Source organism: Thiospirochaeta perfilievii (assembly GCF_008329945.1).
Classification (GTDB): Bacteria; Spirochaetota; Spirochaetia; order DSM-2461; family DSM-2461; genus Thiospirochaeta; species Thiospirochaeta perfilievii.
Genome location: NZ_CP035807.1, coordinates 1452098 through 1467719 on the forward strand (window position 1 = coordinate 1452098; position 15622 = coordinate 1467719).

12 protein-coding genes are annotated in these 15622 nt (G+C 34.3%); 10 read left to right on the plus strand and 2 right to left on the minus strand.

Features of this window, described 5'->3' with window-relative positions:
* Positions 1–43 precede the first annotated feature (43 nt).
* On the plus strand, positions 44–2140 hold the full coding sequence (locus EW093_RS06630) for a glycoside hydrolase family 52 protein (protein ID WP_149567633.1): 2097 nt from the start codon (positions 44–46) through the stop codon (positions 2138–2140).
* Here EW093_RS06630 and EW093_RS06635 read toward each other — a convergent pair whose 3' ends face one another.
* Complete coding sequence (locus EW093_RS06635; RefSeq protein ID WP_149567634.1) at positions 2141–2947, minus strand: AraC family transcriptional regulator; 807 nt, start codon at positions 2945–2947, stop codon at positions 2141–2143. It abuts the gene before it with no gap.
* A 73-nt stretch (positions 2948–3020) separates the two neighbouring features.
* On the opposite strand from EW093_RS06635, the gene xylB reads away from it, so the two are divergent.
* Both xylB and EW093_RS06645 read left to right on the plus strand, forming a co-directional pair.
* The gene (gene xylB, locus EW093_RS06640; protein WP_149567635.1) at positions 3021–4511 is read left to right on the plus strand and encodes a xylulokinase; all 1491 of its coding nucleotides are present in this window, start codon (positions 3021–3023) and stop codon (positions 4509–4511) included.
* 14 nt (positions 4512–4525) lie between these two features.
* Entirely contained in the window at positions 4526–6592 is a 2067-nt protein-coding gene (locus tag EW093_RS06645) for a transketolase family protein (RefSeq protein ID WP_187759862.1), read from the plus strand.
* Positions 6593–6649: 57 nt separating this feature from the next.
* On the opposite strand, the gene EW093_RS06650 is transcribed toward EW093_RS06645, so the two are convergent.
* Entirely contained in the window at positions 6650–7741 is a 1092-nt protein-coding gene (locus EW093_RS06650) for a GntR family transcriptional regulator (RefSeq protein WP_149567637.1), read from the minus strand.
* 270 nt (positions 7742–8011) lie between these two features.
* Between EW093_RS06650 and EW093_RS06655 the strand changes: the two genes are divergently transcribed.
* The 7 genes from EW093_RS06655 to EW093_RS06685 all read left to right on the plus strand — a co-directional run bounded on the left by EW093_RS06655 (position 8012) and on the right by EW093_RS06685 (position 15615).
* Positions 8012–9346 (plus strand): ABC transporter substrate-binding protein, encoded by a 1335-nt coding sequence (locus EW093_RS06655; protein WP_149567638.1) that lies wholly within the window; start codon positions 8012–8014, stop codon positions 9344–9346.
* Between the two features lie 90 nt (positions 9347–9436).
* Complete coding sequence (locus EW093_RS06660; protein WP_246745080.1) at positions 9437–10324, plus strand: carbohydrate ABC transporter permease; 888 nt, start codon at positions 9437–9439, stop codon at positions 10322–10324.
* A gap of 3 nt (positions 10325–10327) precedes the next feature.
* Positions 10328–11161: a carbohydrate ABC transporter permease gene (locus EW093_RS06665; protein ID WP_149567639.1), complete on the plus strand. Its 834-nt coding sequence runs from the start codon at positions 10328–10330 to the stop codon at positions 11159–11161.
* 2 nt (positions 11162–11163) lie between these two features.
* Positions 11164–12135, plus strand: a complete 972-nt coding sequence (locus EW093_RS06670) for a glycoside hydrolase family 43 protein (protein ID WP_149567640.1) — start codon at positions 11164–11166, stop codon at positions 12133–12135.
* 291 nt (positions 12136–12426) lie between these two features.
* Positions 12427–13764 (plus strand): type 2 periplasmic-binding domain-containing protein, encoded by a 1338-nt coding sequence (locus EW093_RS06675; RefSeq protein ID WP_149567641.1) that lies wholly within the window; start codon positions 12427–12429, stop codon positions 13762–13764.
* A gap of 79 nt (positions 13765–13843) precedes the next feature.
* Entirely contained in the window at positions 13844–14755 is a 912-nt protein-coding gene (locus EW093_RS06680) for a carbohydrate ABC transporter permease (RefSeq protein WP_246745081.1), read from the plus strand.
* 29 nt (positions 14756–14784) lie between these two features.
* A complete protein-coding gene (locus tag EW093_RS06685; RefSeq protein WP_246745082.1) occupies positions 14785–15615 on the plus strand; it encodes a carbohydrate ABC transporter permease in 831 nt (276 codons plus the stop codon).
* Positions 15616–15622: the final 7 nt, after the last annotated feature.

The window sequence follows — 15622 nt, forward strand, 5'->3', positions numbered from 1 at the left end:
AGGAGGTGATTCAGTGTTATTTTGAAAAAAAGGAGATTTAATTATGAGTATTTTTTTCAATGCCTTTCATGCCCCATTAGGAGCCCATTCGAGTTTTACCCTAGGGTGCAAAGGTAGGTCTGGAGGATTAGGTCTAGAAATGGGAACCCCCGCCTGTGAAAATGTATATATAGGTTTAGAAAATAGGGATAATGAAAAATTTAAGCTACTTCCATTTTTTGAATATGAAGAGAGTGAGAGCTATAGATATGATCATGATTCTACTCTTAATGATGAAGATAAAAAAAATGAATCATTCATCTCTGTTTTTAAGGACAGCTCCATATCTCGGGATTTTAAAACAGGAAGCGATACATGGTCAGCAGAAGATCTAACATTTAAAATCTTATCCGCACCTGTAACTGCTGTAGATCCTACGACCAGTAGTGTCGAGGAACAGATGTTTACATACTGTCCAGGAGTTTTGGTTGAATTAATTATTGATAATAGGGAATGCTCCAAGGAGAGAAAGGCCGTTTTTGGTTACACCCCAAGAAATAGTACCGACTCTCTAAATATTATTCATGACCTTCCATTAGGATATAAGGGACTTGCAAAGGGAAGGAGTACAGGGATTTTTACAAACGATAAAGATGCAATCCCCGCTTCTGGATTCTCTGCAGAAGATATTATAAAAGAAGAGATTAGAGAAAACTACAACTTTGGACTAGGAACAACAGGATTGTTACAGTTTAAGGTTCCTCCAAAAAGCAAGAAATCATTTAAAATAGCTATAACTTTTTTTAGGGATGGGATTGTTACTTCTGGAGAAGAGACATCCTACTGGTATAGCAGATTTTTCAAAACAATCAGTAGTGTTGGTATTTACGCACTTAATAATTTTAATAAGTACAAACAGCTAACAGCAGATATTGATAAAGATTTTGACTCCCCAAAACTAAATAGTGCCCAAAGATTCCAGTTAGCCCACTCTATAAGAAGTTACTTTGGTTCAACCCAACTGCTAGATTGGGATAATAGTCCATTCTGGGTTGTAAATGAGGGTGAATATAGAATGATGAATACCTTCGATTTAACAGTGGATCAAATATTTTTTGAATTAAAACAAAATCCATGGACGGTTAAAAACGAACTGGATATGTTTGTAAAAAGATATAGTTATGTAGATAAGCTACACTTCCCAGGGGAAGAGAATATTTATGATGGAGGCATTAGCTTTACCCACGATATGGGTAGAGAAAATCATATATCAAGGCCTGAGTACTCGACTTATGAGCAGTTTGGACTTAAGGGTTGCTTCTCCCATATGACCCATGAACAACTAATAAACTGGGTATTATGTGGGGCCCTCTATATAAAAAAAACGGGGGATATTAATTGGCTTAAAGATAATAAGGTAATTTTCGAAGCCTGCCTTGATTCAATGTTACAAAGAGATAATCCTGACCCCAAAAAGAGAAATGGAATAATGTCTCTAGATAGTTCAAGAACACTTAATGGGGCTGAAATTACAACATATGATAGTTTAGACGAGTCCCTTGGACAGTCTAGAAACAATCTATATATGGCTGTAAAGTCATGGGCTGCATATATATCAATGGAAACGTTACTTGATGGATTAAGATCAGTAACATGTAAGGAACAGGCTGTTAAAGCTGCAATTACTATAGAGTCTCATTTTAATAATGAAGGTTATATTCCAGCTATTATGGGAGAGAGCTGTGACTCTAAAATTATTCCAGCTATTGAGGGATTAGTTTTCCCATACTATCTAGGAATGTTTGAGAGTGTCTCAGAAACAGGGCAATATGGTTCTCTAATAAAGGTTTTAAAAGAGCATTTTAATAACGTTTTAAAAAAGGGAATATGTTTATACAATGATAATGGATGGAAACTATCTAGCTCAGCAGATAACTCCTGGTTATCAAAAATTTATCTTTGTCAGTATGTTGCTAGGGAAATTTTAGACATTAAGACTCCTGCCACAGGAGTTGACGCTGATAATGCCCATATGATGTGGTTGTTAAAAAAGGAGAATCTACCATATGCATGGAGTGACCAGATGAAGTCAGGAGTTGCCCATGGAAGTCTATACTACCCTAGAGGAGTTACATCGATATTATGGTTAGACGAGGCGTAGTTAAACTAACTCTCGATACTCTTTTCTATACTGTCTTGGGGAGAAACCAGTGTGGGCTTTAAAAACCTTACTAAAATGGAATTCTGAATAAAAACGTAGCTTTGTAGAAATTTCATATATCAATTCTGTAGATGAAACCAACATCGAAGAAGCAGCTTCAATTTTAAGCTTAGTATAATACTTCATTGGTGTTGTTTTCATCTTCTTTTTAAATAACCTAATAAAATAGGAGTCAGTTAGGTTTAGTTTTTCAGCTAGCTCCCCTAGTGTCAATTCCTGAAAAACACTATTCTGCATAATCATAAGCGCTTTTTCAATATGAATACTCTCATTCTCTCCTAGATTGACCTCATAGGGACTCTCATTTAACTTATATAAAAATGATAAAAGTTGATAATTGGCTGCCCTTTGCAGGTTTCGACTATTAGAGAGTCCATGATCCTTTAACTCTTCAAAAAAGAAACGGTAATTTGTTCCTATCTTATAATAGTTACTATTTTTTAAATCACTATCCAGTAGCTTTTTAATCTCTTCATCACTATCTTCAGTCTTAATAAGTATTGCATAGTAAGTTAATGGTCTAGAAATATTTGTACTTTTTATTGAGTGTATCTCATGGGGCTGAGTTAAAAATAGAGACCCTCTAGAAATATTGTAAACTGTCTGCCCAGTTTTAAAAGTCCCTTCCCCCTGGAGAAAATAGTGTAATTCATACTCATTTTCAGGGTGTGAGTGGAGCCTGTTATGCCACTCCACATCAGTTGTGTAACTTAACTGGTAAACAAAAAAAGCATCTTTTATGATCATAATGTCAATAATATATATGTTTTGTCATTTATGTCCATTGTTTAAGTCTATTTTTGACCCAATAATTTATTACATGAAAACATTAATTGGAATTGATAATGGGACACAGAGTACAAAAGTTCTGTTCTTTGACGTAGAAAAAAAAGAGATAGTAGCTACTGCATCAGCTCCACATAAACTGATAAGTAGAGAGGATGGATCAAGGGAACAGGAAGCTTCTTGGTGGATAGATGCTGCAGTAAAGGCCTTTAATCAAATTGATGATAAAATAAAAAAAAGTGCCATAGCTGTAGGAGTTTCAGGTCAGCAACACGGTTTTGTTCCCCTTGATAAAGATGGAAAGGTATTAAGTCCAGTAAAACTATGGTGTGATACTTCCACCGGAGAACAATGTAATACTATAAATAGTAGGGTTGGTGGAATTGATGAGATTATATCTAAGGCAGGAAACCCAGTATATGCCGGTTATACAGCATCAAAGATTTTATGGCTTAAAGAGAACCATCCAGACATATATAAAAAAATGGCAACAATACTTCTACCCCACGACTACCTTAATTATGTTTTAACTGGCAATCTGGTAATGGAGTATGGTGATGCTTCAGGTACTGCGTTATTAGATGTTAGAAAAAGAGTTTGGAGTAAAGAGGTAGTAGAAGCCCTTGATAGTGATAGAGATTTAATGGAAGCTCTACCAAAACTAGTTGAGGCCCATGAGCCAGCTGGTTATGTAACAAAAGAAGCATCTAAACTCTTTGGAATTCCCCAGGGCATTTTAGTATCCTCAGGGGGTGGGGATAATATGATTGCAGCAATAGGAACTGGAGTTGTATCCGATGGTGTAATGACCATGAGTCTTGGAACTTCTGGAACTCTATACGGTTACTCTGATAAACCAGTTATTGATAAAGATGGGAATATTGCAGCATTTTGCTCATCTACAGGGGGATACCTGCCACTACTGTGTACAATGAACTGTACAGTCTCCACTGAAATAATGAGAAAATTATTAAGCATTGAGGTTTCTGAAATTGATGATATTGCAAGCCAAAGTGAGGCTGGTAGTGGAGGCCTAATAACACTCCCCTTCTTTAATGGAGAGAGGACACCAAATCTACCCAACGGTAAAGGAACATTAGTAGGTATGGATATGGAGAATGTAACTCCATCAAATATTTTAAGGTCATCAATGGAAGCTGCAATTTTAGGAATGAGATATGGCCTAGATAGCTTTAAAAAACTAGGCTTTAAACCTAAAGAGATTATCTTAACAGGTGGAGGATCTAAAAGCTTAGTATGGAGACAAATAGCTGCGGATATTATGAATACAACAATTGTTGTAACAGATAACTCTGAAGCTGGAGCTCTAGGAGCTGCAATACAAGCACTTTGGGCTCTGAATCATAAAGAGGGTGGAGAAAAGGATATCCAAAAGCTAGTAAAGGATTACTTAACTAGTAAAAATGAATTACGGTACAAACCCGGAATCGATGTGGCAAAGTATAATGAAGTGTATAAAAATTATATTAAGTACTTAGAAACTCTAAGTGTCGTTTTTAAATAATTTAGGAGATGATTGTGAATATAGAAGTAAATAAGGTAAAACAATTAGGAGATTATGTAAGATATCTTTCAACTATGGGAATCCAGAGGGCAAATTCAGGGCACCCTGGTCTTCCACTTGGTTGTGCTGATATTGGGATCTCTCTTTATGGGAATTTAATGAAGGCTACATCGGCGAAACCAGACTGGATGAATAGAGATAGGTTTATTTTGTCCGCAGGCCATGGTTCGATGCTAGTATACTCATTAAATTACATTTTTGGTTATGACTTTTCAGTAAGTGATCTTGCAAACTTTAGACAGTTACACTCAAAAACAGCTGGTCACCCTGAGTATGAATTAGAGCTAGGAATAGAGACTACAACAGGACCTCTAGGACAGGGTTTTGCCAACGCTGTAGGAACTGCAATAGAGTCAAAAATGATGGCGGCTAGATTTAATAAACCAGACTATAATCTATTCGACTATAAAACCTATGTATTAATGGGTGACGGATGTACAATGGAAGGAATGACCAATGAGGCAGCATCTATCGCAGGCTCACTTGGTCTAGATAACTTAATAGCAATATATGATGATAATAGTGTAACGATTGACGAGTCATCAATGGATCTTTTTAGAGAGGATGTTAAAGGTAGATACCAAGCTTTAGGTTGGGAAGTTTTAGAGGCACCCCTAGGAACCGATATTGAGGATGTTAATAATAAATTAGCTACTCTTAGGGATTCAAAATCAGGTAAACCTAAACTTTTAATTGTTAAAACAAAAATTGGTCAGGGGCTTAATAGTCTACTTGGTAGTCACAAAGCTCATGGTGCGCCAGTTGGAGCAAAAGAGATTGCCTACTTAGTTGAAAACTCCGATTTAAAATCTGTTGCTGGAACTAGTGATCAAGTTGAAGCCCAAGAGTTATTAGAAAAACAACTTCTAACTGGAGACTTCTTTAATATTTCTAATTTTAAAGATGCTCTTGGTGATGTTTTAGAGAAAAGAGAGTCGTACTATACAAGTTGGGAAACTATGTTTAATGATTATAAAACAAAGTTCCCTAAAGAGTATGCAGAATTACTAGAGTACAGATCTACAGGTTTAACACAAGAGTTAAGATCCGAACTATTAAACTATAGTGCTAAAGCTGATGCAACTAGAAACACATCGGCAGATGTACTACAAATTGTTGCGAAACATACACAAAAAATAATTGGAGGCTGCGCAGATTTAGTAGCTTCAACTAAAGCCACTGTAAAAGGGGCAGACTATATAACAAGGGATGATTTTTCTGGTAGAAACATAGCGTTTGGTATTAGGGAAGCTGCAATGGGTGGTATTGGTAACGGTTTAGCTCTAAGTAGAGATTTTATCCCCTTTACATCAACATTTTTTACATTTATAGACTATATGAAGCCAGCAGTAAGACTAGCTTCAATTATGAAATTAAACCACCTATTTGTTTTTACCCATGACTCAATATATGTAGGGGAAGATGGTCCAACCCATGAGCCTATTGAACATCTAGGGGCAACAAGACTAATTCCAGGACTATATACATATAGACCTGCAAATGATATGGAAATGGCTTTTTCTTATCTTGAATTTATGGAGAATGAGGGGCCAGCTGTAATACTAGGAACAAGACAGGTCTTAAATCAGAAGCTATTTGGTTTAGAACTAGATAGAGCTAAAGCCTATGAAGGATTTAAAAAGGGTGGTTATGTTCTACTTGATACTCAGACTACTCCAGATATTACCCTTGTAGGCTCAGGGTCAGAGGTAAGTACCCTATTAGAGAGTAAAGAGATGCTAGAGTCTAAGGGTAAAAGTGTTAGACTAGTCTCAATACCTTGCTTAGAAAAATTTGAAGAGCAAGGTTCTGAATATGTTAACAATATTCTTGGAAATGGACCAATATATCTAATGGAAGCTGCATCCCATAGGGGTAATAAAGCATTTTATAGAGATAATATTCTAGTAAGGGATATTACAACTTTTGGAATGTCTGGAAGTTATAAAGATGTTTCAAAACACTTTGGTTTTGTTGCGGAAGCTGCTACTAAAGAAATTCTAGAATTTATTAGTAAATAAGCATAATAAATAGAATTGGGGGGGGAGGAAAAACTCCCCTCTTTTAATAATAATAATCTAAATCTTCTTTACACTTTCTCTAATAATCAAGCTAGGTTCAAAAATAAGCTTTTTGGGGTGGGTACTATTTTGGCCTCTTATCTCATTTACTAAAAACTTTGCAGCCCAATATCCCAAATCTTCTTTTGGATGATCTAAAGTGGTTAAAGGAGGAGAAATGGATGCCCCTGTAATATAATTATCAAAGCCTATTACTGATATATCATCAGGAATATTTAAACCGTATTGGTTTATAGCCTTGTATCCCTCAATGGCGATTAGGTCATTAAAATAAAATATTGCTGTTAATTTATTACCTGTTCTTTCTAAAAGTTCATTTGTACAAAAGACTCCATACTCTTCAATATCTAAACCGTCTATATCTTCATTAAATGTTGATATAAATTCCTCATTTAATGGGATTCCTGCCTCCTTTAATGCCCTAACATAACCTTCATATCTAAGTATTCCTGCCTGGACACCGGATTTGTAAATTATACCGATATTTCTGTGTCCATTATCAATTAGGAATTTAACAGCTTTGTACCCGCCATGTTCATCATCTAAAGCCACTGTGGAAAAATTTTCAGAGTAACCTGACCAATGAGTAGTAGTAACAGGAATACCAACTGATCGTACTAATTCCATTGCGGGAGTTTCAATTTCCCCATCAATATTTCTAGAGAGATCCATAATAAGGCCCTTGACCCCCTGGTCTAAGACCATCTTTAATGAAGATATATTTCTTAATGAATCCATATTATTAGTAGCCACAACCAAAGAGAACCCCTCTTCATAAAGAGCATCCTCTATCCCTCTTATTATTTGAGGATAAATATAACCCAAACCAGAAAAATTAGCTAATCCAACTAATCCTCCCTTCGATACACCCTCTTCTTTATGTCCAATATAAAAAGTTCCACTACCCTGTTTTCTTATAACAATTCCATCGACTTCCATTTCAGTGATTGCTTTTCTAATAGTATTACGCCCAACACATAATTCCTTCATAAGGGAGGACTCTGTTGGTAATTTATCTCCTTCCTTATATCTTTCTACAGAAAAATACCTTAAAAGGTAATCAATAACTTGTTTATATTTAAGATCCATTTATACCCCTTTTAAGTAATTATCTATTTTTTGAAATATGTTGTCGAGGGGGAAGTTGACAAACATTAAAAACAAAAAGGTTCCTAATACATACCTATCATATTCATATAAAGTCTTATTTTTAGCATAAAAGATACCATAAATATTAGATAATATTGATAAATTCGTTTGACATATGAAAAATTCACTCATATCATAAATTTAAACAATCCTAAAAGATACCTTTAAAAGAATCAATTAGGAATCAATTTTGAAAAAGGAGAAAGACAAATGAAAAAAATTTTGATGTTGGCTAGTTTAGTCCTGTTATCCGCAGGGTTTTTATTGGCAAATTCGAACACCGAAAAATCTACAACTTCCCAGGATAATTGGGACACAATGGCGCCTGCTGACTTTAAGGGTAAAATTGTCCTATGGTCATTTACAGACGAAGTACAGGGTATGATTCCATATTTTAATGAAGTATACCCAAATATTGAAGTTGAATCTGTAGTTATACCAAACGCAGATGAAGTATACCTTAACAAGATTAATACTACTTTAAGATCAGGTGCTGGTGGTCCAGATGTATTTACAGGTGAATCGGCATATTACAAACAATTTATAGACGCGGGATTTTGGGAACCAATTTCAGATGCACCTTACAATGCAGATGAACTTTTAGGAGACCTAGTTCCATATGTTCCAGGATCAACTAAGGACGCTAATGGCAAAGTAACTGCCTTATCATGGCAGGCTACTCCAGGGGCTCTATTTTACAGACGTAGTATAGCAAAAGAGGTATTAGGAACAGATGATCCAGCTACTGTTTCAAAATACACAAGTGACCTTAGTAAATTCTATGAGTTAGGATCAATGATTAATGATAAATATAATGGTGAGAAGTTTTTATTAGCTGGTTATAGCGATATGTCACAATTTATCTACAACCTAAGAGATGAACCATATGTTGTTAATAATAAGTTAAATATTCCTCAAGGGTTTTATGACTACATGAAGTTATCTAAAGAGATGAGGGATAACAATATAGAGAGTGGAACTACTACATGGCAACCACCTTGGTTTTCATCTATGGCAGACGCATCTGTTATGTGTTACATACTTCCAACATGGGGTCTACACTATGTTCTTAAGCCAAATGCTGAGCCAGAAGCAGATAAAGGGGAAAAAGAGTTTTCAGGAGATTGGGGTCTAGCTGTTCCACCAGCATCTTACAGTTGGGGTGGAACATGGATAGGTGTAAATAGTATGAGTAATCAAAAAATGCTTGCATATCAATTTGTTAAGTTCATCGGCTCCAATGCTGATTTCCTTGAAAAGTGGGCTAAGAAGACTGGAGACTTTGTTTCTAATACTAAAGTAATTGAAAAAGTAAAACCAACTTTTTCCGAGCCTTTCCTTGGTGGACAAAATCACTATGAGTACTTTGCTAAAGAAGCTAAAAAAATCGATGTTAGCATGAGGGGTCCATGGGATTTTCAAATCGAAAACGCATGGGGTGACCAGGTTGAACTTTATGTAACTGGTAGTAAAACCTTTGATGAAGCTGTCGCAGACTTTAAAAAAGCAGTATCAGAAATTCTTCCTGATTTAGATGTAGAGTAATACATTATTAAATATTATTTTAACGGGTATCAGAATGATACCCGTTTTATAACACATAGATAGAATAATCCAAAAAAGAAGGAGTTTATTGTGTTTAAGAATTTTTTCAAAAATCGTGATAACAAGGGTTATCTATTTATATTGCCATATTTTATAGCAATGCTAACATTTCAAGTATACCCTATAATTTATACATTTATTTTAAGTATGTATAAGCCCATAAATATAGTTAAGAGTGAGTTTGTAGGGTTTGCAAACTTTAACAGAGTATTTACAAACGAGCTTTTCTACAAAGCAATTGGAAATACCTTTTATATATGGATTATGAATTATATTCCACAAATTGTTTTTGCACTCCTGTTAGGTGTAATCTTAACAAGTACAAAAATTAAAGGAAGGGAAATTCTAAGAACGGTCTATTTTTTACCAAATCTGGTTACTGCTTCATCCATTGGTGTATTATTCGCCGTTTTACTAGACTGGAGGTTTGGAACATTAAACCATGCATTAATGAAGTTACATATTATTTCAGAACCAATTAACTATCTATCTAAAGGTATAATTGTCCAAGGTTCTGTTTCATTTATTCAGTGGTGGCAGTGGTTTGGCTACACTATGATAATTATGATGGCTGGATTAAACGCTATATCAAGCGAGCTCTACGAAGCTGCCCACATAGATGGCGCTTCTAGAATACAGGCATTTTTTAAAATAACACTACCCCTACTAAAACCTACACTGCTATACGTAATGATAACCTCACTAATTGGAGGACTGCAAATTTTTGATATTCCTAAGGTATTAACAAATGGTCGGGGAGCACCGGACAACTCAATATTAACAATGGTGTTATATCTATATAATCAAGCATTTAAAAACTTCAACCTAGGTTATGCCGCAGCATTAGCATACGCACTTTTTATTATTATTTTAATTTTATCTGCGTTTATTTTCAAGTTTTTAGGAGAAAAGGAGTAAATTATGGTTTTAGAAAAGAAGAACCCTTTAAAAAGAGTTTTATTATATACGTTTCTTATATTTATTGCTTTTATCTGCATAGTACCTTTTTATATGATGGTTATAAACTCAACCCATAGTAATGTAGAAATATCTCAAGGGATATGGTTAACCCCTGGGGACCAGCTTCTAAAAAACTATGAAATAATTCAAGGTAAGGTAAATATATGGCTTGGATTTGCAAATAGTGTAATCATTGCAGTTCCTGCAGTATTGCTATCAGCCTTTTTTAGTACATTAACAGCCTACGGTTTTGCTAAATTTAGGTTCAAAGGTAGGAATGTACTATTTTGGTTAATATTAGGAACTATGATGATTCCACAACAACTTGGACTTATTGGTTTTTATGATTTAATGGTAAATTTTAGACTTATAGACAGCTATCTACCACTAATTCTACCCAATATAGCAAATGCAGCCATGGTATTTTTTATTAAATCTTATATCGAATCAAGTATTCCAGATTCCCTAATAGAAGCAGGGTTAATAGATGGTGCTGGAGAATTTTTTATTTTTAATAAAATAATAATACCTTTGGCAATGCCTTCTATAGCCACAATGTCAATTTTTACTTTTATAAACAAGTGGAATGACCTAATCAACCCTCTAGTATTATTAAACTCTGCAAATAAATTTCCAATGCCTATAGTTGTTTCTAATATTAGAGGATTATACGAAGCAAATTTTGGAGCGATCTATCTAGGAATAGCAATATCAGTAACTCCAATTATAATTGTAGTAATAACTTTTTCAAAACAGTTGATTAGTGGTTTAACAGTAGGAGCTGTAAAGGGTTAACTATGGAAAAGACAGTAATAATAACAGACAATTATACAGCGGACCCTTCAGCCCATCTATTTGAAGATAAAATATACCTCTATCCATCCCATGACTTAGATATAGAGATGGAAAGTAACGATAATGGAGATCAGTACTGTATGACTGATTACCATGTCTACTCCATGGAGAAACCAGGCGCTCAAGTTACAGATCATGGAGAAGTTCTACATATAAACAGTGTAGATTGGGCATCTAAACAGATGTGGGCTCCTGATGCAGCTGAAAAAGATGGAGAGTATTATTTGTACTTTCCTGCAAGGGATCACAAAGGAATATTTAGAATTGGTGTTGCAAAATCCAACAGACCCTATGGTCCTTTTAAAGCTAATAAAAGCTATATAAAAGGCAGTTTTAGTATAGATCCTGCAGTTTTCAGAGATGATGATGGCTCCTATTATATCTATTTCGGAGGACTGTGGGGAGGTCAATTACAGAATTGGAAAACAGATAAATTTGATAAAGACGGAACAGAACCTAAACCGGATGATCTAGCACTACTACCTAGAATTGCCAAACTTGATTCATCTATGGAAGAGTTTGAAGAGAACCCAAGGGAGATAGAAATTTTAGATAAAAAGGGAAACTTGCTCCTTGCAGGAAACGAGGATGCAAGATACTTCGAAGGTCCTTGGATGTTTAAGTACAGAGGGAAATACTACTTCTCTTACTCTACAGGAACTACTCATAAAATTGTTTATGCTATATCAGATTCACCTTATGGTCCATTTATTTATCAGGGAACAATACTAGAACCTGTAATAGGCTGGACAACTCACCACAGCATAGTTGAACAGAATGGTGACTGGTATCTGTTTTACCACGATTGCTCCTTATCTGGAGGAGTAAACCACAAACGATCAGTAAAATATGCAAAATTGGATTTCACTGATGATGGAAAAATAATACCCATTTCAGATTTTGTACAAGATTAAACAACATTAAAAAACTATTAAACTCGAACAACTAATAAAAAAATAAAATAAGCTATATTCATATATATAGCTTATTTTATTTTGTATAAAACCGTTAAAAGACATATAAGCACATTTCAATTAGGCCAAAAACATAATATATTCACCTAAATAGTTTCCAAAAAAAACTTTTTATATATTTTTTTAAAAAAATACTTTGACAAATTAGTTTCCAACCCCTACTATTTAAAAGTTAGATAAAAGTTTCTAATAGAAACTTTTATAGAAAAACAAAAAATAGGAGAAAAGCACATGACAAAATTAACAAGATTCTTTTTTGCTCTAGCTATTGCTAGTTTGTTTGTACCATCAGTATTTGCTAATGGAAACAAAGAGGATTCAAAATCAATGGACCAAGGCAAGGTATTAAATATCTATGCATGGAATGATGAGTTTCAAACAAGATTCAACGATTATTATGCAGCAAAATTACCTGCTGATGTAACTGTAAATTGGATAATTACTCCAAATGCAGATAACGCTTACCAAAACAAACTTGATGAAGCTTTACTAGCACAAGATAGTGTTTCAAATGATGAAAAAATTGATATATTTTTAGTAGAAGCAGACTACGCATTAAAATATGTTGATACTCCATATACATTAGACGTTAATAAAACTATTGGTTTAACAGATTCAGATTTAGCTAATCAGTACCAGTATACTAAAGATATAATGACTGATTCTAAGGGTGTTTTAAAAGGTGTTTCTTGGCAAGCATGTCCAGGAGGATTTATCTACAGAAGATCTATTGCAGAGGATGTTATTGGATCATCAGACCCTAAAGATGTTCAAGCAGCTTTAGATTCATGGGATAAGTTTGACAGTGTCGCAGCTGAAGCAAAGGCTAAAGACTACTTTATGTTAAGTGGTTACGATGACGCATTTAGAGTTTTCTCTGACAACATGAGTAGTAAATGGGTTAAAGGAAATAAAATTAACATTGATCCTTCAATTGAAAGATGGATTGATATGACAAAAGAGTATACGGATTTAGGTTACAATAATAAAGCAAACCTTTGGTCAGCTGAAAGCTGGGGTGGAGCTGCAGTTGACGGTAGAGTATTTGGTTACTTTGGACCAGGTTGGTTTGTAGATTTCTGTTTAGGACCTGCAACATTAGATGATCCAGATGCAGAAAAAACTATTGGAAACGGATCTTATGGAGACTGGGGATTAGTAAAAGGACCACAGGGATTTAGCTGGGGTGGAACATGGATCTGTGGAGCTGCAGGAAGTGACAACTTAGACCTTATTAAAGATATTATGTATACTTTAACAGTAGATGAAGATGTTTTAGTTGCAATAGCTCAAGACAAAGGTGACTTTACTAATAACGAAGCTTCAATGGCTAGATTAGCTGCTTCTGATTATCAAAATAGTTTCTTAGGTGGACAAAACCATATGGCAGAATTCCTAGAATCTGCAAAAAGTATTGATAGAAGCAGTATGAGTGCATATGACCAAGGTATGACTGAAAAACTAATGAACTCTTTTAGTGACTATTTCAATGGAACTGTAACAAAAGAGCAAGCATGGGATAACTTCTATACAGCAGTATTAGAACTTTACCCTAACTTATCAAAATAGATTAACTATTAATAAATCCAGGGGGGTGGAATAATCCCCCCTTTATAATTTGCGAGGGAAATTTATGCTCAATAAAACTTTGAGGAAAAAAAAATTTATTAGCTATTCTAAGTGGGGTTATCTTTTTCTTGCACCCTTCTTTATAATCTATACAATTTTTGCTCTAATACCACTTCTTTCTACCTTCTACAACAGTTTTTTCGAAAACTATAGGGTTGGACTTACCCAGGTAGGACCAACATTTATTGGTTTAGACAACTATAAAGAGATATTAACAAATGCAGGTGTTCCAAAATATGCCATGAATACTTTAATAATGTGGTTACTTGGCTTTGTTCCTCAAATAGTGGTATCTCTACTACTTTCAGTTTGGTTTGCAAGTAGTGCTTTAAAAATTAAAGGTCAATCATTTTTCAAAACGGTTATATACCTACCAAACCTTATAATGGCTGCTGCATTCTCTATGTTATTCTTTACTCTCTTTTCAGATGCAGGTCCAATTAATAGTATATTAACTAGCGCTGGATTGATAAACGAACCTATTAGATATCTATCTATGACAAATACATCTAGAGGATTAATAGCCTTAATGAACTTTTTAATGTGGTATGGAAATACAACTATTTTATTAATGGCTGGAATTCTAGGAATAGATGAGAGTCTTTTCGAAGCTGCAAGAATGGACGGAGCTACATCGGGACAGATATTCTCTAAGATAATTATACCTCTTTTAATACCTATTTTAGTATTTGTTATGATTACTAGTTTAATAGGTGGAATACAGATGTTCGATGTACCACAAATTTTAACAAAGGGTGATGGTCTTCCAAATAGAACAACAATGACCTTAATAATGTATTTAAACAAACACCTATTTAGTCGAAATTTTGGTTTAGCAGGTGCGGTTTCTGTAATGATTTTTCTTATTACTGCAGTTCTAAGTTTTATAGTCTATAACTTTTCAATGAAGAGTTATTATGCTGATAAGTGAGGTTTCAAGAGATGTATAATGAACAAAAAATGCTAAAATTAGAGCGAACAATAGCCTATATAGTCTTAATTTTTATGACTTGTTTATCACTATTTCCATTTATTATTCTAATTGTAAACTCCACAAGATTACACAGTGATATTAGTAAAGGATTCTCAATTTTACCTAGTAAATATTTTTTACAAAACTGGATTAACTTATTTTCAGATAAGAATATTCCAATTTTAAGAGCTCTATGGAATAGTGTATTAATTTCAACCTTAACTGCCTCTCTTTCTGTCTACTTTTCAGCTGTAACAGCCTACGGGATTCATATGTATAGCTTTAAAGGTAAGGAAGTAGCTTTTAGATTTATAATGCTTGTTATGATGGTTCCTCCCCAGGTTTCAGCTCTTGGTTTTTTAAGACTGATTATGAAGATGAACCTGTTAGATAACTTTATACCTCTAATTATTCCTACAATAGCAGCTCCAATTGTATTCTTTTTCATATTACAATATATGAAATCCTCCCTACCTTTTGAAATTGTAGAGGCAGCGAGAATTGATGGGTCTGGAGAGATAAGAACTTTTAATACTATAGTTCTACCAATTTTAAAACCAGCTATAGCTGTACAGGCAATTTTTGGTTTTGTAGGATCCTGGAACAACTACTTTATGCCTGCACTTATTATTAATTCTAAGGGTAATAAGACAATTCCAATCTTAATAGCCCAATTAAGAAGTGCAGACTACATGAAGTTTGACCTAGGAAAGGTCTATATGCTTATATTTATTGCAATTGTCCCATTAATGATAGTATATCTTCTATTATCTAAATACATAATTAGAGGAATTACTATGGGAAGTGTTAAGGGTTAAATAGAAA

Coding starts and splice junctions, on each gene's coding strand:
- xylB (WP_149567635.1), top strand. CDS start 3,021: ATGAAAACATTAATTGGAATTGATAATGGGACACAGAGTACAAAAGTT.
- EW093_RS06675 (WP_149567641.1), top strand. CDS start 12,427: ATGACAAAATTAACAAGATTCTTTTTTGCTCTAGCTATTGCTAGTTTG.
- EW093_RS06655 (WP_149567638.1), top strand. CDS start 8,012: ATGAAAAAAATTTTGATGTTGGCTAGTTTAGTCCTGTTATCCGCAGGG.
- EW093_RS06650 (WP_149567637.1), bottom strand. CDS start 7,741: ATGGATCTTAAATATAAACAAGTTATTGATTACCTTTTAAGGTATTTT.
- EW093_RS06635 (WP_149567634.1), bottom strand. CDS start 2,947: ATGATCATAAAAGATGCTTTTTTTGTTTACCAGTTAAGTTACACAACT.
- EW093_RS06685 (WP_246745082.1), top strand. CDS start 14,785: ATGCTAAAATTAGAGCGAACAATAGCCTATATAGTCTTAATTTTTATG.
- EW093_RS06670 (WP_149567640.1), top strand. CDS start 11,164: ATGGAAAAGACAGTAATAATAACAGACAATTATACAGCGGACCCTTCA.
- EW093_RS06665 (WP_149567639.1), top strand. CDS start 10,328: ATGGTTTTAGAAAAGAAGAACCCTTTAAAAAGAGTTTTATTATATACG.
- EW093_RS06630 (WP_149567633.1), top strand. CDS start 44: ATGAGTATTTTTTTCAATGCCTTTCATGCCCCATTAGGAGCCCATTCG.